Annotated in this window: 21 protein-coding genes; all 21 read left to right on the top strand. The window is 41.0% G+C overall.

Features of this window, described 5'->3' with window-relative positions; all coding sequences use genetic code 11:
- Window positions 1–6 precede the first annotated feature (6 nt).
- The gene (locus DL92_RS0102415) at window positions 7–2,244 is read left to right on the top strand and encodes a DNA gyrase/topoisomerase IV subunit A (RefSeq protein WP_026654848.1); all 2,238 of its coding nucleotides are present in this window, start codon (window positions 7–9) and stop codon (window positions 2,242–2,244) included.
- Window positions 2,241–2,798 carry a 16S rRNA (guanine(966)-N(2))-methyltransferase RsmD gene (gene rsmD, locus DL92_RS0102410; protein WP_026654849.1) on the top strand — a complete coding sequence of 186 codons (558 nt, stop codon included), beginning with the start codon at window positions 2,241–2,243 and terminating at the stop codon, window positions 2,796–2,798. The genes DL92_RS0102415 and rsmD overlap by 4 nt, the downstream gene beginning before the upstream one ends.
- Window positions 2,795–3,298, top strand: a complete 504-nt coding sequence (coaD, locus tag DL92_RS0102405; RefSeq protein WP_026654850.1) for a pantetheine-phosphate adenylyltransferase — start codon at window positions 2,795–2,797, stop codon at window positions 3,296–3,298. The genes rsmD and coaD overlap by 4 nt, the downstream gene beginning before the upstream one ends.
- A complete protein-coding gene (locus DL92_RS0102400) occupies window positions 3,299–4,012 on the top strand; it encodes a hypothetical protein (protein ID WP_026666791.1) in 714 nt (237 codons plus the stop codon).
- Window positions 4,013–4,104: 92 nt separating this feature from the next.
- Window positions 4,105–5,145 carry an N-acetylmuramoyl-L-alanine amidase family protein gene (locus tag DL92_RS0102395; RefSeq protein WP_026666790.1) on the top strand — a complete coding sequence of 347 codons (1,041 nt, stop codon included), beginning with the start codon at window positions 4,105–4,107 and terminating at the stop codon, window positions 5,143–5,145.
- Window positions 5,145–5,876, top strand: a complete 732-nt coding sequence (locus DL92_RS0102390) for a pseudouridine synthase (protein ID WP_026666789.1) — start codon at window positions 5,145–5,147, stop codon at window positions 5,874–5,876. Before DL92_RS0102395 ends, DL92_RS0102390 begins: the two co-directional genes overlap by 1 nt.
- An 18-nt stretch (window positions 5,877–5,894) precedes the next feature.
- Window positions 5,895–6,503, top strand: coding sequence for a hypothetical protein (locus DL92_RS0102385; RefSeq protein ID WP_026666788.1), 609 nt, complete (start codon window positions 5,895–5,897; stop codon window positions 6,501–6,503).
- A gap of 8 nt (window positions 6,504–6,511) precedes the next feature.
- Window positions 6,512–7,495 (top strand): RluA family pseudouridine synthase, encoded by a 984-nt coding sequence (locus DL92_RS0102380; protein WP_026666787.1) that lies wholly within the window; start codon window positions 6,512–6,514, stop codon window positions 7,493–7,495.
- Between the two features lie 46 nt (window positions 7,496–7,541).
- Window positions 7,542–8,078: a Holliday junction resolvase RecU gene (locus DL92_RS0102375; protein ID WP_026666786.1), complete on the top strand. Its 537-nt coding sequence runs from the start codon at window positions 7,542–7,544 to the stop codon at window positions 8,076–8,078.
- A 161-nt stretch (window positions 8,079–8,239) separates the two neighbouring features.
- Window positions 8,240–9,349, top strand: coding sequence for an ATP phosphoribosyltransferase regulatory subunit (gene hisZ / locus DL92_RS0102370; protein ID WP_026654857.1), 1,110 nt, complete (start codon window positions 8,240–8,242; stop codon window positions 9,347–9,349).
- A gap of 11 nt (window positions 9,350–9,360) precedes the next feature.
- On the top strand, window positions 9,361–9,996 hold the full coding sequence (gene hisG, locus DL92_RS21215; protein ID WP_026666785.1) for an ATP phosphoribosyltransferase: 636 nt from the start codon (window positions 9,361–9,363) through the stop codon (window positions 9,994–9,996).
- Window positions 9,997–9,999: 3 nt separating this feature from the next.
- Entirely contained in the window at window positions 10,000–11,289 is a 1,290-nt protein-coding gene (gene hisD / locus DL92_RS0102360; RefSeq protein WP_026666784.1) for a histidinol dehydrogenase, read from the top strand.
- Window positions 11,290–11,472: 183 nt separating this feature from the next.
- Window positions 11,473–12,063, top strand: a complete 591-nt coding sequence (hisB, locus tag DL92_RS0102355; protein ID WP_026654861.1) for an imidazoleglycerol-phosphate dehydratase HisB — start codon at window positions 11,473–11,475, stop codon at window positions 12,061–12,063.
- 4 nt (window positions 12,064–12,067) lie between these two features.
- A complete protein-coding gene (hisIE, locus tag DL92_RS20610) occupies window positions 12,068–13,354 on the top strand; it encodes a bifunctional phosphoribosyl-AMP cyclohydrolase/phosphoribosyl-ATP diphosphatase HisIE (RefSeq protein ID WP_026666783.1) in 1,287 nt (428 codons plus the stop codon).
- 9 nt (window positions 13,355–13,363) lie between these two features.
- Entirely contained in the window at window positions 13,364–15,241 is a 1,878-nt protein-coding gene (locus DL92_RS0102345; RefSeq protein WP_026666782.1) for a TIGR03960 family B12-binding radical SAM protein, read from the top strand.
- Window positions 15,242–15,250: 9 nt separating this feature from the next.
- On the top strand, window positions 15,251–15,979 hold the full coding sequence (locus tag DL92_RS0102340; protein ID WP_026666781.1) for a TIGR03936 family radical SAM-associated protein: 729 nt from the start codon (window positions 15,251–15,253) through the stop codon (window positions 15,977–15,979).
- Window positions 15,972–17,144: a ribonuclease E/G gene (locus DL92_RS0102335; protein WP_026654865.1), complete on the top strand. Its 1,173-nt coding sequence runs from the start codon at window positions 15,972–15,974 to the stop codon at window positions 17,142–17,144. Before DL92_RS0102340 ends, DL92_RS0102335 begins: the two co-directional genes overlap by 8 nt.
- An 86-nt stretch (window positions 17,145–17,230) precedes the next feature.
- Window positions 17,231–17,539, top strand: a complete 309-nt coding sequence (gene rplU / locus DL92_RS0102330; protein WP_026654866.1) for a 50S ribosomal protein L21 — start codon at window positions 17,231–17,233, stop codon at window positions 17,537–17,539.
- A 20-nt stretch (window positions 17,540–17,559) separates the two neighbouring features.
- Window positions 17,560–17,889, top strand: coding sequence for a ribosomal-processing cysteine protease Prp (locus DL92_RS0102325; protein ID WP_026666780.1), 330 nt, complete (start codon window positions 17,560–17,562; stop codon window positions 17,887–17,889).
- Between the two features lie 3 nt (window positions 17,890–17,892).
- Complete coding sequence (rpmA, locus tag DL92_RS0102320; RefSeq protein WP_026654869.1) at window positions 17,893–18,180, top strand: 50S ribosomal protein L27; 288 nt, start codon at window positions 17,893–17,895, stop codon at window positions 18,178–18,180.
- 81 nt (window positions 18,181–18,261) lie between these two features.
- Entirely contained in the window at window positions 18,262–19,620 is a 1,359-nt protein-coding gene (gene obgE / locus DL92_RS0102315) for a GTPase ObgE (RefSeq protein ID WP_026666779.1), read from the top strand.
- The last annotated feature ends 5 nt before the right edge of the window (window positions 19,621–19,625 follow it).

Raw genomic sequence — 19,625 nt, 5'->3', positions numbered from 1 at the left:
GAAAATATGGAAGACAGAATTATAAGGACCGAGTATTCGGATATAATGCAAAAGTCGTTCATAGACTATGCCATGAGCGTAATCGTTGCTCGTGCGCTTCCTGATATAAGAGACGGATTAAAACCTGTTCAGAGAAGAACTTTATACGATATGTATGAACTCGGTATCAGATATGACAGACCGTACAGAAAGAGTGCGAGAATTGTCGGCGATACCATGGGTAAATATCACCCTCACGGCGATAGCTCAATTTACGACTGTCTCGTCGTTATGACTCAGGATTTTAAAAAGATTGTTCCTCTTGTTGACGGTCACGGTAACTTTGGAAATATTGAAGGCGACGGCGCAGCTGCAATGCGTTACACCGAGGCAAGACTTTCAAAGCTTACTCAGGAGAATTTCCTTGAAGATCTCGACAAGAACGTGGTTGATTTTGTTCCAAACTTTGATGAGACCGAGAGAGAACCTTCGGTTCTTCCCGTTAAGATACCGAACTTTCTTATAAACGGTTCGGAAGGTATCGCGGTAGGTATGGCAACAAGCACGCCTCCGCACAATCTCGCTGAAGTAATAGACGCCGAGATTGCATATATACAGAATGACTCGCTTACGACAAAAGAGCTCATGAAGTATATTAAGGGACCTGATTTCCCGACAGGCGGCGTTGTTATCAACAAGGACGAGCTTCTTAATATCTACGAGACAGGTACCGGTAAGATCAGGTTAAGAGGTAAGGTCGAAACTGAAAAGGGCAAGAACGGACATATCAATCTTGTCATCACAGAGATTCCTTACACTATGATCGGTATGGGAATCGGTAAGTTCATGGCTGATGTTGCCGAGCTTGCTGAAAAGAAGATTACCAACGACATCATCGATATCTCAAACCAGTCTTCAAAAGAAGGTGTGAGAATCGTTATTGAACTTAAGAAAGATACAGATGTCGAGAACTTCACAAATCTTCTTTACAAGAAGACTAAGCTCGAAGATACATTCGGCGTTAATATGCTTGCTATCGATAACGGACGTCCCGAGACAATGTCTCTTAGAGATATCATGAGGGCGTGCGCAGACTTCCAGTTTGAGATAGCAACAAGAAAGTATACAACCCTTCTTAAGAAGGAACAGGAGAAAAAAGAGATCCAGGAAGGTCTTATCAAGGCTTGCAATGTGATCGATCTTGTAATAGAGGTTCTACGTGGTTCAAAAGACAGGGCTATGGCTAAGAACTGCCTTGTAAACGGCGTTACCGAAGGTATTAACTTTAAATCAAGAGAATCAAAAGCAATGGCTGCGCAGCTTCTTTTTACCGAAAGACAGGCTGATGCCATTCTTGAGATGCGTTTATACAAGCTCATAGGACTTGAGCTAGAGGCTCTTATCAAGGAACACGAGCAAACGGTCGCAAACATATACAGATACGAGGATATTCTTGAAAGTCACGAGTCAATGTCCATGGTTATCCAGGATGAACTCGGCAAGATCAAGAAAGAGTATCAGGCAAAGAGAAAGACTGTTATCGATAACAGGGAAAATGCCGTATATGAAGAAAAGCCCGTTGAGGAGATCGATGTTGCATTTATCATGGACAGATTCGGATATGCAAAGACAATCGATGCTTCAACATATGAGAGAAACAAAGAGACTATCGAAGCCGAATTCAAGTATTCGTTTGTAATGAAGAACACAGGAAAAGTATGTCTTTTCACAAGTGCAGGTAACCTGCATACCATAAAGGCTATGGACCTTCCTCAAGGAAAAATGAGGGATAAGGGCGTTCCGATCGATAATGTGAGCAATTACAACGCTTCCGAAGAAAGTGTTGTTCTTGTCGCAAGCCAGTCTGAGCTTAATCTCTACAGACTTATCTTTACCACAAAGTCATCTATGATGAAGACGGTAAACGGCGGCGAATTCGATGTTTCCAAGAGAACCGTTGCAGCGACAAAACTTACGGACGGCGATGAACTTGTAAGTGTAGAAGTGCTTAAAGAGCAAAAGACTGTTATACTTAGAACAGAGGATGGTTATTTCTTAAGATTCCCGGTTGATACGATTCCCGAGAAAAAGAAGACGGCTGTCGGCGTTCGCGGAATGAGACTTGGAAAAAATGATTTTGTAAGAGACGTTTATTATCTGAATGACCTTGAAGAAATGACTGTTGAGCACAACAGTAAAAAGCTGGAGCTTGCCCATCTTAAGATAACAAGCAGAGATACTAAGGGAACAAAGGTAAGGATATGAGAGTAATTGCGGGAACTGCAAGAAGGCTGAAGCTCGTTACCCCTGAAGGAAACGATACCAGACCGACTCAGGACAGGATAAAAGAAACACTTTTTAATATGATCCAGAACGAAGTACCGGGCGCTGTATTTCTCGATCTTTTTGCGGGAAGCGGCGGAATTGGTATCGAAGCGCTTTCAAGAGGCGCGTCCAAAGCGTATTTTATCGAAAACGCCGCGGCGGCTTATAAGTGCATTTTGCAGAATTTAAAGACGACGCATTTTGAAGAAGATGCCACAGTCCTTAAGCAGGACGTTGTTATCGGACTAAGGAATATTCACGAGGAAGAAGTTGATATTATTTTCCTCGATCCTCCTTATCATGAAGGGCTCTACGAGAGAACGCTTGCCCAGCTTGGAACGATGAAATACGTGACCGAACATACAATGATAATTGTTGAGAGTTCGGCTGATATGGATTTTTCATTCGCTGAAGATTACGGTTTTGAAGTCAGACGCGAAAAAGAATATAAAACAAATAAGCATGTCTTTTTGTATAGAAAGGAAGCGCTATGAAAACAGCGGTTTATCCGGGCAGTTTCGATCCCATAACATACGGACATTTGGACATTATAAAACGTGCGGCTTCAATGTTTGACAAAGTTATTGTCGCCGTAATGTGTAATTCAGCGAAAACTCCATTGTTCACACTGGATGAACGTGTTAAAATGATTAAAGAATCCGTAATCGGAATTGATAATGTAGTTGTCGAATCATTCAGCGGACTTTTGATCGATTATTGCAAAAAAGAAGACATTCATATTGTTATAAGAGGATTAAGAGCGATAACCGATTTCGAATATGAACTCCAGATCGCGCAGACCAATAAGGAACTGTCGCACGATGAGGTCGATACGGTTTTCCTCACAACTAATATCAAATACTCATATCTTAGCAGCTCTGTGGTAAAAGAGGTCGCAAGTTATAAAGGTGATATATCACCTTGTGTTTCAGATTTTGTCGCAAAAGCTCTATACCAAAAGTTTGAAAAACAGAAAGATCAGGGGGATGTATAAATGACCAGCAAAATCGAGCAGTTAATTGATGAGATAGAGACTTATATCGATAATTGTAAGCCTCAGCCTTTGTCACAGACAAAGATTATTGTCAATAAAGAGGAGATTGACGAGCTCTTACGTGAGCTTCGCTCAAAAACTCCCGAAGAGATAAAGAAATATCAGAAAATCATCAGCAACAAAGAAGCCATCTTAAACGATGCGCGCAGAAAAGCCGAAGATATCGTAAATCAGGCTACAATAAAAACAAATGAACTTATAAATGAGCATGAGATTATGCAGCAAGCTTATGCTCAGGCCAATGAAGTCGTTTCACAGGCCGCTGTTCAGGCAAAAGAAATCCTGGACAACGCTATGACTGAAGCTAACAGCATGAAATCGGCAGCTGTACAGTATACAGACCAGCTCCTTGCAGGAGTTGAGGACATCATCACTCAGTCAATCGATGTCACAAGTAAGAGCACCGATGATATTGTTGAGACTATAAAGCAGAACAGCATCAATATGGTAAAAGAGATCTCACAGAGTACAGACAGTGTATTGTCAGCTCTTACCCAGTACGGTGAGGTTATCAAATCCAACAGGGCCGATCTCAGACCGCCCGAGACTGTTCCGGCAAACACAGCTCCCGCAGAAGGAGCTGCCACCGAAGAGCAACAGGTTCAGGGTATAACGGAACAGGAAGCCATTAACCTTGATATGCTAAACGGATAAACGGAATATCTAAGCTGCCGCTTATTTGCGACAGCTTTTTACATTTTTTTGCAGGAACCACAGTTAGTTTTAGAAAGAAAGAGGAGAGTAGTATGAGAAGATGTATCGCAACAATTGCTACAGCTGTTTTATTGTCGGTTAGCGGCATATTGCCGACAACCACAGTTACTTCAAACGCAGCTGACAAGCCGGTAGTTATCGTTATCGATCCCGGTCACGGCGCGGACAACCGTGGTGCGGAGTATAACGGTCTTATTGAAAAAAATATCAACCTTACGGTTGCTAATTCAATGAAGGTAGAACTTGAGAAGTACGACAATGTAACTGTATATTTGACAAGAAGTGCGGATCAGGGTCTTTCACTTGAGGACAGAGCTGCTTTTGCACAGAGCGTAAATGCTGATTTCTTGTTCAGTCTTCATTTCAATGCATCCAAGGATCATAATTTCTACGGATGTGAAGTTTGGACATCGGCATTCGGTAATCAGTACCAGAAGGGACAGGATTTTGGTAAAATCGAGCTTGCAGAGCTCGGAAGCCTCGGAGTATATCAGAAGGGCGTAAAGACCAAAATCGGTTCTAAGGGCGTAGATTACTATGGCGTTATCAGAGCATGTACGGCAAGAAATATTCCCGGTGTAATCATCGAGCACGCTTACATCGATCACGGTTATGATGTTCAGAAGGTTAAGTCACCTAACTTCTATGCTCAGCTCGGTGTAAAGGATGCAACGGCTGTTGCAAAGTATTTCAAGCTTAAGTCTTCAAAGACAGGTGCTGATTTCTCAGGATTTAAGTATGATCCCACACCCGCACCCGCAGGCCCTGTTCGTCAGGATGAGACAGGTCCCGATGTCTGCGAGATAAAGGTTCTTGCATCCAGCAAGAAGGACGGAAACGTTCTTGTTCAGATGACTACAAAGGATAACCAGAGTCCTGTTGCTTATTTTGCATACAGTTATGACGGTGGTAAGACTTTCAGTCCTTTCCAGATGTGGGACAGATCTAAGGAGACACAGTCCTATAATGTAAAGGTTCCCGCAGGTTATGAGAATCCCGTTATCGTATGCCGTTCATACAATATCTATGAACTTGGCAAGGAAAGTAACGCTGTTCCTGTAAAGGATTATTGATCTTGAGACTCGATAAATATCTGGGTGACCACAATTTAGGAACCCGTAAACAGATAAAAGAATATTTGAAAAACGGTCGTTGTACGGTTAACGGCGTTGTTGTCGTTAAACCTGATGTACACATTGATGAAAATTCCGATGAGATTGCTTTCGATGGGAAAGTGCTTTCTTATGCACGTTTTCACTACTTCATGCTGTATAAACCGGCAGGAGTAGTGTCTGCGACAAATGATAAGAGAAACACAACGGTACTTGACCTTCTGAAGGAAGAAAATATAAGGGATCTAAGTCCCTGCGGAAGACTCGATATTGACACCGAAGGGCTTCTTTTGATAACAGATGACGGCGTTTTGATACATAAGCTGTTATCTCCCAAAAAGCACGTAGATAAGGTCTATGAAGTTCATATTGACCATGAGCTTTCTGAGAATGATATCAAAAGACTTACTGACGGAGTTGATATCGGTGATAAAAACGATGACGGTTCCGTTAAGGCTACGCTTCCTGCTCGTGTTTGCGCAAAGGAAGCAGACCTTGACGGGCATCCCGTTATCGAACTTACTATTCATGAAGGCCGTTTTCATCAGGTTAAAAGAATGCTTGAAGCGGTCGGAAATGAAGTTCTTTTTCTCAAAAGACTTTCAATGGGGCCGCTTTTTCTTGATGAAAAACTTGAGCCCGGAGAATACAGAGCTCTTACGAATGAAGAGATGAGGAAATTAGGGCTTTAAAATAAGAGGGTGAATAAATTGAATCTGCACAGAGTATATAAGGGCGAATTTGGTTATATCAAATACAGGAAAAATGCTGCGATTATCAGGACGGTGATAAGTCTTGCAATTACTGTCGGGATATACGTAGCTGGTCTTTGGAAATACGGCTCTCAAAAGAATGTAATGAGTATTATCGCGGCCCTCGGCTGTCTTCCTACGGGCTGGAGCGCAGTAAATATGATAATGTTCATTAAAGCAAAGGGCTGCATAGAGAGTGACAAAAATAAGATTGAAGCCTGCAGAGGCGGCCTTCTTATACACTACGATCATGTTATAACTTCTTATGACAAAAACTTCTATGTATCGGCAACAACTGTTCTTGATAAGAATATTTGTTGCTATTCGTCTGATGAAGATATTGATGAGATTGACTGTGAGAAGCACATCAAGAAGATGATCGCTCAGAGCGGTTATTCAAACCACAGCATAAAGATATTTACAGATATTGATAAATTCTGCGACAGACTTACTCAGCTCGAGAAACTGCGCGCAGATAAGGGTATCGATCCTGTAGCTATTGAAGAGAGCTGGATTCCCGGAACAACACAAACTCCGGCATCAATTCTTTTATCCATTTCATTATAAGGATAATCATGAAAGAAATTAAAATCGGAAATAATGCGGCCGGAAAGCGCCTGGACAGCTTCTTAAAAGGGTATCTGCCCGGAGCTGGCAGCGGATTTATCTATAAGATGCTGCGTAAAAAGAATATAACTCTTAACGGCAAGAAAGCCGACGGAACAGAGAAACTCAGAGAAAACGATCTTATTAAGATCTTTTTTTCTGATGAAACATTCGCGAAATTCAAAGGAAATTCTGACGCTATTAAGAGTTTTAAGAATTCTGAAAAAGAGATAGATCTTTCTAAATACGGGGATGTAAAGGTTGTCTATGAAGATGACAATATTCTTCTTGCTTCAAAGCCTGTAGGACTCCTTTCGCAAAAGAGTTCTCCTAAAGATATCAGTTTAAATGACTGGCTTATTGATTATCTTTTGTCCATGAACAGCGAAGCGACAAAAGAGCTTGATATCTACAAGCCGTCCATATGCAACAGGCTTGACCGAAATACAGGCGGAATCGTCATTTGCGCAAAGTCGCTTTCGGGCGCAAGGATAATGAATGCGCTTCTAAAGACCAGAAACCTTGATAAATATTATAGGACTATTGTTTCGGGCAATCTGTCTGAGAATATTTATCTGAAGGGATTTCTTTATAAAGACGAGAAGAAAAACAAGGTCTTTATAAAAAAAGACGATCCTCATGATGACAGATATTCTTATATTGAAACGGAAATTGTTCCGGTTAAATATAACAAAGATGCGGATCTTACAATGCTTGAAGTTAAGCTTGTTACAGGAAAGCCACATCAGATAAGGGCGCATTTATCGAGTATAGGACATCCGCTTATAGGCGATGTGAAATACGGAGGAAAGACGTACAAAGGAGTTAATCATCAGCTTCTTTTTTGCTACAGGGTATGTTTTCCGGATGATATGCCCGATGAATTTGAAAATATCAGGGGAAGAGAGTTTAAGACCAATCTTCCCGATGTTTACGATAAATTTTTTGACTGATAAAAAGGCACTGCTGCGCAGATTCTTTGAATAAAAGGGGAAAAATATGCCTACATGGAAATCGAGGGGACTTCGAGGCTCGACTTTGGAAGAACTTATAAACAGGACTAACGAAAGATACCATGAGCTTTCGCTTGCGCTTATCCAGAAGATTCCGACTCCGATCACGCCTATAAAGATTGATAAGAGTACGAGGCATATCACGCTTGCTTATTTTGATCAAAAGAGTACCGTCGATTATATAGGTGTTGTGCAGGGAATTCCCGTTTGCTTTGATGCAAAAGAGTGCGCAGCTGAGACGTTTGCTCTTGAAAATATCCATCCTCATCAGGTTGAATTTATGAAAAACTTTGAAAAGCAGGAAGGAGTAGCTTTTTTTCTCATATATTACACAGGACTTAATGAATTTTATTATCTCCCGTTCAGAAAGCTGTACGAATTCTGGGAGAGAGCGGAGAACGGCGGAAGAAAAAGTTTCAGGCACGAGGAACTTGACGAAGATTATGTGATCAGATCTCCGGGTGAAAATGGTCTCCTTATTCCTTATCTGGATGCACTCCAAAAAGACTTGGATGCCAGATAACAAAAGTGATTGACAGCTTTATAAAATTGATGTTAAACTCTGTAGTATAGTAATTAATTAGCACTGCGCAATACTAAAGTGAAAATATTTTTTACTGCGCGTCTCTAAAGTATATATAAAGATTTTTATTTAAAATGACATTTAAATTAAGCGAGGTTTTTATGAATAAAGTTCTTCTACATACTCCCGACGGAGTACGTGATATTTACGGTAGTGAATATAGCGACAGACTTATCGTTGAAAATAAGATTCATAACGTTATAAAAAGCTATGGTTACAGCGATATCGACACACCTACATTCGAGTTTTTTGATGTTTTTGCAGAGGAGATAAATGCTTCCGACGCACGTGAACTCTACAAGTTCTTTGATAAAGACGGAAATACATTGGTTTTAAGACCCGACTTCACACCTGCGATTGCAAGATGTGCATCAAAGGTGATGCTTGAAGATTCAAAGCCTGTGAGAGTTTGCTACAACGGCAAGACTTTCCTTAATACTTCAAGTCTTCAGGGTAAGCTTAAAGAGAATAACAATATCGGTGTTGAGCTTATGAATGATTCATCAGTTTATGCCGATGCCGAGAATATAGCTCTTTTGATAGAGGCACTTAAGAGCACGGGACTTACAAATTTCCAGATCAGTATCGGTGATGCGGATTACTACAAGGGAATCTGCGAGGAAGCCGGGATTGATGCCGAGACTGAGGAAGAAATCAGAGAGCAGATCATTGACAAGAATATTTTTGCTGTTGAAGGAATTTTGAGCGAGAGAAACGTTCCTGAGAAATACCGCGGTCTTATCGGTAAGGTTGCTGAGTTTATCGGAACAGACAAGGCTCTTGATAAGGCACAGAGCGAAGTGAGCAATAAGCGTTCACTTGATGCGATAAAGAGACTTAAGGATCTCTACAGGGTTCTTACCAATTATGGTGTTGAAAAATATGTCTCTTTTGACCTTGGAATCCTCAGCAGATTCAATTATTACACAGGAGTGATCTTCCTTGCGTATACATACGGCGTGGGAGATGCTATTGCAAAAGGCGGAAGATACGACAATCTTCTCGGAAAGTACGGAGCAGATGCTCCTTCAATCGGATTCTCGATCATAATCGACGATCTTATGTCAGCGCTTTACAGACAGAATGCTACAGTTGAGCATGAATCTGAGCGCGTTGTAATCACATATAACGAGGATAATTTTGAAGAAATGCTCAGCAAAGCAAAAGAACTTAGACAAAATGGCACTAACGTTGCTTTGGAGGCAGAATGATCGGAGGAGACATGAGATACTTAACTTTTGCACTTGGAAAAGGCAGACTTGTTAAAGACACAATGGAACTTTTAAATAAATGCGGGATTGAATGCGAAGAAGTACTTGATAAAAAGACGAGAAAACTTATTTTTACCAATGAGGAACTCGGCCTCAAGTTCTTCCTTGCAAAAGGCCCCGATGTACCGACTTATGTTGAGTACGGAGCCGCAGACATCGGAATTGTCGGTGCGGACACTATCCTGGAAGAAAACAGGCGCGTTTATGAGGTTTTGGACCTCGGATTCGGAAAATGCAGAATGTGTGTCTGCGGACCGCATGATGCGAAGCGTCTTTTGGAGCATCGTGAGATGATCCGTGTTGCGAGCAAATATCCCAATATCGCAAAGGATTACTTTTTTAACAAAAAGCATCAGACTGTAGATATTATCAAGCTTAACGGCTCTGTTGAGCTTGGACCTATCGTTAATCTGTCGGATGTTATCGTGGATATAGTTGAGACAGGCTCTACGCTTAGAGAGAACGGACTTGAGGTTCTTGAAGAAATCTGTCCGTTGTCTGCAAGAGTGATCGTTAATCAGGTTAGCATGCAGATGGAAACCGAGCGAATCAGAAAGCTCATCAATGCTATGAAGGAGAATTTATAAGATATGCGTACATTAAAGCTTACAGAAGAAACACAGAGCGAACTCCTTGGAAATCTTTTAAACAGAAATCCCGGAAGCTACACAGAATATGAGAATATTGTTAATGATATAATTGATAACGTAAGGAAAAACGGCGATAAGGCTGTTTTCGAATACACTCTTAAGTTTGATAAGAGCGAACTCAGCGCTTCAAATATCAGGGTTACAGAGGACGAGATCAAGGCTGCTTACAAGGAACTTGATCCTAAGTTTGTTGAAGTAATGAAAAAGAGTGCTGAAAACATCCGCGTATTCCACGAGAAGCAAAAGAGAAATTCATGGATTGACACAAGAGAAGACGGAAGTATCCTCGGTCAGAGAATTCTTCCCATCGAGATTTCGGGTGTATACGTCCCCGGCGGTAAGGCTGCTTATCCTTCAAGCGTTCTTATGAATGTTGTTCCTGCCAAGGTTGCAGGCGTTGAGAGAATTGTTATGTGCACACCTCCCGGTAAAGACGGCAAGGTAAATGCGGGAACTTTAGTTGCTGCAGATATCGCAGGTGTTACAGAAGTTTACAAAGTTGGCGGAGCTCAGGCTATCGCCGCTATGGCATTTGGAACAGAGAGTATTCCCAAGGTTGATAAGATCACAGGTCCCGGAAATATCTTCGTAGCTCTTGCAAAGAAGGCATGTTTCGGACATGTTTCTATTGATTCTATTGCAGGTCCAAGTGAGATTCTTGTTGTTGCGGATGAGACCGCAAATGCAAGATACGTTGCCGCAGATCTTCTTTCACAGGCTGAACACGATGAACTTGCAAGTGCAATACTGGTTACTACTTCAGAGAAGCTTGCAAATGATGTTTCTGCAGAGATAGAATGCTTTTTGAAGGAACTTTCAAGAACAGATATCATCAAGAAATCTCTTGATAATTACGGATATATTTTCATAGCGGATGATATGGATGCCGCTGTAGATGCAGCAAACGCGATCGCATCAGAGCACCTTGAGATCATTACAAAAGATCCGTATGAAGTTATGACAAAGATAAAGAATGCGGGAGCTATTTTCCTTGGAGCTTATTCTTCTGAGCCTCTCGGAGATTATTTTGCAGGCCCCAATCACATTCTTCCCACAAACAGGACGGCAAGATTCTTCTCACCTTTAAATGTTGACGATTTTATGAAGAAAACAAGCATCATTTCTTATTCGAGAGATGCTCTCAGCAAGGTTCACGAAGATATCGAACTATTTGCAAAAGAAGAAGGACTTACAGCACATGCAAACTCTATAGCTGTCAGATTTGAGTGATTTATTGCGATTGTTATTATATTGCATGATATCGTAAATAACGATAATACATATTTGCAATTGTATATAATTGTTTTAAAATTGCAAGTGTACTTTCTAAAAAGTCCATAAAATGCAAGTTTACGGTTTTCCGTACTCAAAAAACAACAACATTTTGTACTTAACTATAAGGAGACACAAGCTATGGATAACAGAATTGCAAGTGTTACCCGAAACACAAAAGAGACTCAGATTACTGTTACCATCAATATTGACGGAACAGGTACGAGTGATATTTCAACAGGAATCGGTTTTTTTGACCACATGCTCGAAGGATTTGCAAGACACGGTCTTTTTGACCTTACGGTGAAGGTTAAAGGCGACCTTGATGTCGACGGACACCACACGGTTGAGGATACCGGAATAGTGCTTGGACAGGCGATTCTTGAAGCTATCGGTGATAAAAAGGGCATAAAGAGATACGGAAGCAAGATCCTTCCTATGGATGAGACACTTGTAATGAGTGCTGTAGATCTTTGCGGAAGACCTTATTTTGTTATGGATGCCGAGTTTAATGCACCTATGGTCGGAGATTTCGACACTCAGCTTGTAAGCGAATTTTTCTATGCTGTATCTTATGCGGCAATGATGAACATTCACCTCAGAGTGATAACAGGATATAACGAACACCACAAGATTGAAGCTATGTTCAAGGCTTTTGCCAAATCGCTTGATGAAGCTACATGTTTCGATCCCAGAATAAAAGATGTACTTAGTACAAAAGGAGCCCTCTAATATTATGAATGACAATAAGAAATTTATTCCCTGCATTTATCTGTGTGAAAATAAGGCTTGGTCGGATTTTAAGAAATCAGATGTTATCAGTGAAGACCCTGCAGCCCTTGCTGAAGCTTATTCAGACGCGGGCGCAGATGAAATCATAGTCTTTGATCTTTCACCTGAGGGAGACGATAAACTCCATGAAGATTCACTTCATATGCTTCAGAAGATATGCAAAGCTGTAGACGTTGAAGTAATGGGTGCCGGAAACGTTAAGCGCATGGAGGATATCAAGAAGCTCATATACGCCGGATGCAAGAAAGCATTTCTTAATTATTCAAAAGAGGGCAACAGAGAAATCCTTAAAGAAGTTTCAAGCAAATTCGGAAAAGATAAGATAGGCATTTGCTACAGCAATCCTCAGGATATTACAGATGATATCGAAAATGTGGATGAGCTTGCTTCAGAGCTTATATTTATCGGAGATGAAGGTAAGTTTAAGACGAATTCTCTTTTACCCGTTGTATTATTCCTTGAAACTTGCGATGACAACGGCCTTGTAGAAAGTCTTAAGAATGAAAAAGTTCAGGGCGTTACAGGAACTTATGTAAATAAGAACTACGCAAAGATAAATGATTGGAAGGATGTCTGCAAGAGCGAGGGAATTCCGTTATTCAGACTTGAAGCTGCATTTTCATGGGATCAGCTCAAGAAGAACTCAGACGGAATGGTTCCTGTTGTTGTTCAGGATTACCGTACCGATCAGGTGCTTATGGTTGCCTATATGAACGAGGAAGCTTATAACACAACGATCAAGACAGGTAAGATGACATATTACAGCCGTAGCCGCAATGAGCTCTGGATAAAAGGCGAGACGAGCTCACATTATCAGTATGTGAAATCTCTTTACACAGATTGTGATTACGATACGATTCTTGCAAAGGTTAAGCAGATCGGAGCTGCATGTCATACAGGAAAGTACTCTTGTTTCTTTAATGAGATTGCAAGCAAGAACTATACTGAGAAGAATCCTCAGAAGGTTCTCGACAGCGTTTACGATGTTATTAAAGACAGAAAGGTCAATCCCAGAGAGGGTTCTTACACAAATTACCTGTTCAACAAGGGTGTGGACAAGATTCTTAAGAAGCTCGGAGAAGAGGCAACGGAGATTGTTATTGCTTCAAAGAATCCCGAGGAAAAAGAAATAGTTTACGAAATTTCTGATTTCCTGTATCATATGATGGTCCTTATGGCTGAAAAAAATGTCAGCTGGGAGGATATTACCGACGAACTGTCAAGACGATAAGGAAAAAATATGAATTACAATTTAGCACTGTCAGATGACATACTTTTAAGTATCGAAAAACCTGAGAGATACATAGGAAACGAGGTCAACAGCATTACAAAGGATAAAAAAGCGGTTGATATTCGTTTCGCCATGTGTTTTCCTGATGTTTACGAGATTGGTATGTCACATCTGGGAATACAGATTTTATACGGAATGTTCAATTCTTTTGAGGACGTCTGGTGTGAGCGCGTTTATTCGCCGTGGCTCGACATGGATGAGGTCCTCAGAAAAGAGGACATTCCTCTTTTTGCGTTGGAATCTCAGGATCCTATCAAGGATTTTGACTTCCTTGGATTTACTTTGCAATATGAGATGTGTTACACAAATATTCTGCAGATTCTGGATCTTTCAAAGATTCCGCTCCTTGCAAAGGACAGGACATGGGACGATCCGATTGTCATAGGCGGAGGCCCGTGCACATACAATCCCGAACCTATCGCAGACTTTTTTGACATATTCTATATAGGCGAAGGCGAGACAAGATACAGAGAGATTTTTGATTTTTATAAAAAGTGTAAGGCCGACGGAACTTCAAGGGAAGATTTCCTTCATGCGTGCGCAAAGATGCCCGGTATCTATGTTCCGGGGCTCTATAATGTTGAATATAAGGAAGATGGCACGATAAAGTCCATGCTTCCGATATACGATGATATTCCAAAAACCATTAAAAAAGAAATGTGTTTAGAAATATCAAGTGTTTTTTACCCAACAAAACCCGTTGTTCCTTATATCAAGATAACTCAGGACAGAGTTGTGCTCGAGATCATGAGAGGCTGTATCAGAGGCTGCAGATTCTGCCAGGCGGGACAGCTTTACAAGCCACTTAGGGAAAAAGATGTTGAGCACCTCAAGAAACTTGCGATAGAGTCATTAAAAAATACCGGTTATGAAGAAATTTCACTTAGTTCATTAAGTTCAAGTGATTATACCAAGCTCCCGGAGCTCATTGATTTCCTGATAAAGAGCTGTAATGAGAGAAAGGTAAACATTTCACTTCCGTCTCTTCGAATCGATGCGTTTTCTCTTGATGTAATGAGTAAGGTTCAGGATGTAAAAAAGAGCAGTCTTACATTTGCGCCCGAGGCCGGAACTCAGAGGATGAGAGACGTTATCAATAAAGGTCTTACAGAAGAAGATATCTTAAGAGGCTCACACGAAGCGTTTCTCGGAGGTTGGAACAAAGTTAAGCTCTATTTCATGCTTGGACTTCCGACAGAGACCGATGAAGATATACTCGGAATCGGCGAGATAGCCAATAAAGTTGCCGCCGAGTATTTTGATACCGTTCCTAAGGAAAAAAGAAACGGAAGGACCATTGATATTGTTGCAAGTACGTCTTTCTTTGTTCCCAAGCCGTTTACTCCGTTCCAGTGGGCGCCTATGAATACAAAGGAAGAATTCCTTGAAAAGGCAAATAAGACAAGAAAAGGCATTATGTCTCAGCTTAACCAGAAGCATATTAAGTACAACTGGCACGAAGCTGATGCGAGTATGATGGAAGGTGTTCTTGCAAGAGGAGACAGAAAGCTTTGCAACGTTATTCTTAAAGCTTATCAAAAAGGCTGTATTTTTGATGCATGGGGAGAATATTTCAAATTCGACGTATGGATGGATACCTTTAAGGAATGCGGAGTTGATCCTATGTTCTATACAGTCAGGGAAAGAGGCGACGACGAGGTTTTCCCTTGGGATATATTAAACTGCGGAGTCACTAAAGATTTCCTTCTTCGCGAATGGAAAAATGCGCTTGCCGGCAATAAATCAAGCAATTGCAGAAACGGCTGTCTCGGCTGCGGAGCCGCATCATACGGTGTCGGAGTCTGCTTTGAGAACAAAAAGGGATAATAAGTTTAAATGAATAAATTACGTCTTAAATTTTCCAAAAACGGCCCGATCAAATTTATCGGCCATCTTGATGTTATGAGATACTTTCAGAAGGCTATCAGAAGAGCTGAGGTTGATATCAAGTATTCTGAAGGTTTCAGCCCGCATCAGATCATATCTTTTGCCCAGCCTCTCAGTGTAGGCGCGACAAGCGACGGTGAATACATGGATATTTCCGTAAATAGCATGATTAGCGCCGAAGATATCATGAACAGATTAAACTCTGTCATGAACGAGGGAATCGAAATCATCGCTATAAGAGAGCTTTCGGATAACGATGAGAAGGCGATGACCGCTGCATATGCCGCAAAATACAGGATCTCTTTCAGAGAAAAATTCATGCCTACATATGACTGGATTGAGAAATTCAGAGAATATCTGGCGCTTGATAAACTTCCTGCCATGAAGAAGACCAAAAAAGGTGAAAAAGAAATTGATATGAAGCCCTTGATATTTGATTTTTCTTTTAACAAGGAAGAAGGATACATTGAGCTCTTGCTCAGCATGAGCAGCAGTGCGACTTTAAAGCCGGCGCTTTTGTTACAGGGTTTTTTTGACCATATCAAAGAGGAACTTGCTCCTCACGCCATGGCTATACACAGGCTCGATATCTACAGATATGTTGAGAATGACGGGAAACCTTATATTGAGCCATTTATAACAGATGATATCCAAAAGAGGTTTTATTTAAATGTCTGAGATCATAGTTTCCGAATATTTAAATACGCCGGTCGTTACTGCGTTTATAGGCAACAAGATGGAGTTTCTTTCTTTTGTAAGAGAGAACGAACTTGGAAACATATATGTCGCAAAAGTCGATCATATAGTTAAAAATATCGGCGCAGCATTTGTCAGGTACGATAAGGACAAGACCGGATATCTACCGCTCAAAAACATAACAGGCGCTTGCGTTATAGGCCGCGCATTTGGAAGCGATGATACTCTGAAAAACGGTGACGACGTTATTGTTCAGGTTGAATCTGAGGCTGTAAAGACCAAGAAGACCAAGCTTACGACAAATCTTTCTGTTTCGGATGATTATGTTGCCGTGACCCTCGGAAAATACGGCGTCGGTTCATCAATAAAGTTATCCGACAATATCAGAGCGCTTCTTTCCGATAAGATAAAGGCTGATTATGAAAACATAATGGATGAGTACCGCGAGAAGCTTTCGGATACGACGGCAGGGATCATCATAAGAACGAAGTCTTCCGAAATAGCAGATGAAGAAGCGTGTGATGTGATCGAAGCTTCATTTAAAACTTGTCTTGATAAACTTGCGGATATTCTTTCAGAAGGAAGAAACAGAACGCTATACAGTTGCATTCACAGATCCGATAGCGGAAGTACCGGGCAGCTCATAGAAAATGCCGAAGCTTTCCTTAAGATCAGAGGCGAAACGGAGTTCTCTGTTATAGAAGATACGGGCATTCATGGGATAAAGTCGGCGATTGAAGATTTGAAACACCGCAAAGTCTGGCTTAAGAGCGGAGCATATATCATAATTGAGCAGCTTGAGAGCTTTAATGCGATCGATGTAAATACAGGTAAGGCCATTAAGGGAAAAGATGACATAGCCTTTAAGGTAAACCTTGAAGCGGTAAATGAGATATTCAGGCAGATTCGCCTTAGGAATCTCACAGGAATGATCCTCATCGATTTTATCAATATGAACGACGAGGAAAAATACGAAGAATTGATACATAAAGTTAAAGCCTTTTGCAAATATGAACAGGTACATACGGTTTTCATAGATGTGACGGGGCTTGGCATTATGGAGCTTACTCGAAACAAAAACGATAAAACGTTAAAAGAAATATTGAAGGATGTCGAAAAAGCTGTTGACAACAGTATTTATCAGTGATATTATATCTTGGTATGCCGCATAACTAGGCTTAAGTGGTTTTATCCCGCCAAAGTTAGCGAGTTTTTTGAAGAAGGAGGTAACTTATGTACGCAATTATTGTAACTGGTGGAAAGCAGTACAAAGTTTCCGAGGGCGATGAGATCAAGGTAGAGAAGCTTGATGTAGAGCCCGGAAAAGAAGTAACATTTGACAATGTTATTGCAGTAAATGATGACAAGGCACTTAAGGTTGCCGGCGATGTTAGCGGAGCTAAGGTTAGCGGAACAGTTGTTGAGCAGGGCCGTGCTAAGAAGGTTGTTGTTTACAAGTACAAGAGAAAGACTGGCTATCACAAGAAGAATGGTCACAGACAGCCTTTCACACTTGTTAAGATTAACAAGATCACTATGTAATTTATTTACAAAGCGGAATAATGACTACTATTACAATTACCAAATCTATGGCAGATTCATATAAGAGAATTGAGTGTAGCGGACATGCAGGTTTTGCCGACAGCGGCGAAGATATTGTATGTGCTGCGATATCTGTTCTTACGATAAATCTTATCAATTCGCTTGAGAGATTTACCGATGATAGATTTACTTGTGATCAGAATGAAGATGACGGGTACATTTCAATCTCCTTTGAACAAGAGCCTTCAAAGGACACGGATTTACTTCTAAAATCCTATGAACTTGGTGTTAATAGTATATTCCGAGAGTACGGTAAGAGATTTTTGAACATTAAATTTAGGAGGGAATAAGTCATGTTGAATATGAACCTTCAATTTTTTGCTCATAAGAAGGGTGTAGGATCAACCAAGAACGGTAGAGATTCAGAATCCAAGAGACTTGGAGCAAAAAGAGCTGACGGACAGTTCGTTAAGGCCGGTAATATTTTATACAGACAGCGTGGAACACACATTCATCCCGGTGTAAATGTTGGAATCGGTAGCGATGACACATTATACGCACTTGTTGATGGTGTTCTTAGATTTGAGCGCAAGGGCAGAGATAAAAAGCAGGCTAGCGTTCATCCTGTAGAGAATAAGTAATTTAACTAAACGGGCTTCAAACTAAAATGTTTGAAGCCCATATTTTTAATCTAAGGAAATTTATCCGAAAGGAATTTGATTATGCCGGTATTTGTAGATAAAGCAAAAATCTTTATACAAAGCGGAAAAGGCGGAGACGGACACGTTTCGTTTCGAAGAGAGAAATATGTGCCTAACGGCGGCCCCGATGGCGGTGACGGCGGAAAAGGCGGCGATATAATTTTTGTCGTAGATGAAGGAATCAATACACTTGCAGACTTTCATTACGGCGGTAAATATAAAGCACAAAACGGTCAGGACGGAAACAAGAGACGTTGCCACGGTAAAAATGGCGAGGATTTATATATAAAAGTTCCTGAAGGAACAGTTATTAAAGAGGCAAATACCGGAAAGGTAATTGCCGATATGAGCGGAGAAAACAAGAAGGTTGTTGTATTAAAAGGCGGAAGAGGCGGAAACGGTAATATGCACTATGCAACTTCCACCATGCAGGCACCAAAATACGCTCAGCCCGGTCAGCCGGCACTTATGCTTGAAGTTATGCTCGAGCTTAAGGTCATTGCTGACGTAGGACTTGTAGGATTCCCAAATGTTGGAAAATCAACATTTTTGTCCAAGGTATCCAATGCAAAGCCCAAGATTGCGAATTATCACTTCACCACATTGTCACCAATGCTCGGTGTTGTCGATCTTTCTGATGCAAGAGGTTTTGTTGTTGCGGATATTCCGGGACTTATTGAGGGAGCTTCAGAAGGACTGGGACTTGGACACGAATTTTTGAGACATATTGAGCGAACCCGAATGATGATCCATGTTGTAGATGCGGCATCTACTGAAGGCCGCGATCCAATGGAAGATATTGAAGCGATCAATGCGGAGCTTAAGAACTACAATGCAGATATATCAAGCAAACCTCAGGTAATCGCAGCAAATAAGATCGATATGCTTCCCGATGGCGAAGATTCGGACATCATTAAGAAGATAAGAGAGAAGTACGAGCCTCTCGGAGTAAAGGTTTTTGCCACATCGACACTAACTGGAAAAGGCATTAAGGAACTGCTATACTATGTAAGTAGGACCCTTGATGAACTTCCAAAAGATGCTGTTGTATTCGAGCAGGAATTCTTCCCAGAGACTATGGCCCGTGATACTGATGAAGCATTTACGGTAACATATGATAGCGATGAGAAAGAATTTGTCATTGAAGGACCTAAGATTGAGAAGATGCTTGGTTACACCAACCTTGAATCCGAAAAGGGATTTGCATTCTTCCAGAACTTCCTCAAGGACAACGGAATTCTTGACGAGCTCGAGAAACTCCATATTAACGAAGGTGATACCGTCAGAATGTACGGATACAGCTTTGAATACTATCGCAATGCGGATACTGTTCCTGCTAACGATACAGATGAATATGACGATGAAGAGGATGAAACATAATGACT

Origin of the sequence: Butyrivibrio sp. AE2005 (assembly GCF_000686965.1) — a bacterium.
Classification (GTDB): Bacteria; Bacillota; Clostridia; order Lachnospirales; family Lachnospiraceae; genus Butyrivibrio; species Butyrivibrio hungatei_A.
Note: the sequence above shows the minus strand (reverse complement) of the source record. Positions and strands in the feature narration are given on the sequence as shown.

Coding starts and splice junctions, on each gene's coding strand:
- coaD (WP_026654850.1), top strand. CDS start 2,795: ATGAAAACAGCGGTTTATCCGGGCAGTTTCGATCCCATAACATACGGA.
- rsmD (WP_026654849.1), top strand. CDS start 2,241: ATGAGAGTAATTGCGGGAACTGCAAGAAGGCTGAAGCTCGTTACCCCT.
- hisD (WP_026666784.1), top strand. CDS start 10,000: ATGCGTACATTAAAGCTTACAGAAGAAACACAGAGCGAACTCCTTGGA.
- DL92_RS0102345 (WP_026666782.1), top strand. CDS start 13,364: ATGAATTACAATTTAGCACTGTCAGATGACATACTTTTAAGTATCGAA.
- rpmA (WP_026654869.1), top strand. CDS start 17,893: ATGTTGAATATGAACCTTCAATTTTTTGCTCATAAGAAGGGTGTAGGA.
- hisIE (WP_026666783.1), top strand. CDS start 12,068: ATGAATGACAATAAGAAATTTATTCCCTGCATTTATCTGTGTGAAAAT.
- DL92_RS0102415 (WP_026654848.1), top strand. CDS start 7: ATGGAAGACAGAATTATAAGGACCGAGTATTCGGATATAATGCAAAAG.
- hisB (WP_026654861.1), top strand. CDS start 11,473: ATGGATAACAGAATTGCAAGTGTTACCCGAAACACAAAAGAGACTCAG.
- DL92_RS0102380 (WP_026666787.1), top strand. CDS start 6,512: ATGAAAGAAATTAAAATCGGAAATAATGCGGCCGGAAAGCGCCTGGAC.
- DL92_RS0102395 (WP_026666790.1), top strand. CDS start 4,105: ATGAGAAGATGTATCGCAACAATTGCTACAGCTGTTTTATTGTCGGTT.
- DL92_RS0102400 (WP_026666791.1), top strand. CDS start 3,299: ATGACCAGCAAAATCGAGCAGTTAATTGATGAGATAGAGACTTATATC.
- DL92_RS0102340 (WP_026666781.1), top strand. CDS start 15,251: ATGAATAAATTACGTCTTAAATTTTCCAAAAACGGCCCGATCAAATTT.
- DL92_RS0102335 (WP_026654865.1), top strand. CDS start 15,972: ATGTCTGAGATCATAGTTTCCGAATATTTAAATACGCCGGTCGTTACT.
- hisG (WP_026666785.1), top strand. CDS start 9,361: ATGAGATACTTAACTTTTGCACTTGGAAAAGGCAGACTTGTTAAAGAC.
- obgE (WP_026666779.1), top strand. CDS start 18,262: ATGCCGGTATTTGTAGATAAAGCAAAAATCTTTATACAAAGCGGAAAA.
- hisZ (WP_026654857.1), top strand. CDS start 8,240: ATGAATAAAGTTCTTCTACATACTCCCGACGGAGTACGTGATATTTAC.
- rplU (WP_026654866.1), top strand. CDS start 17,231: ATGTACGCAATTATTGTAACTGGTGGAAAGCAGTACAAAGTTTCCGAG.
- DL92_RS0102325 (WP_026666780.1), top strand. CDS start 17,560: ATGACTACTATTACAATTACCAAATCTATGGCAGATTCATATAAGAGA.
- DL92_RS0102375 (WP_026666786.1), top strand. CDS start 7,542: ATGCCTACATGGAAATCGAGGGGACTTCGAGGCTCGACTTTGGAAGAA.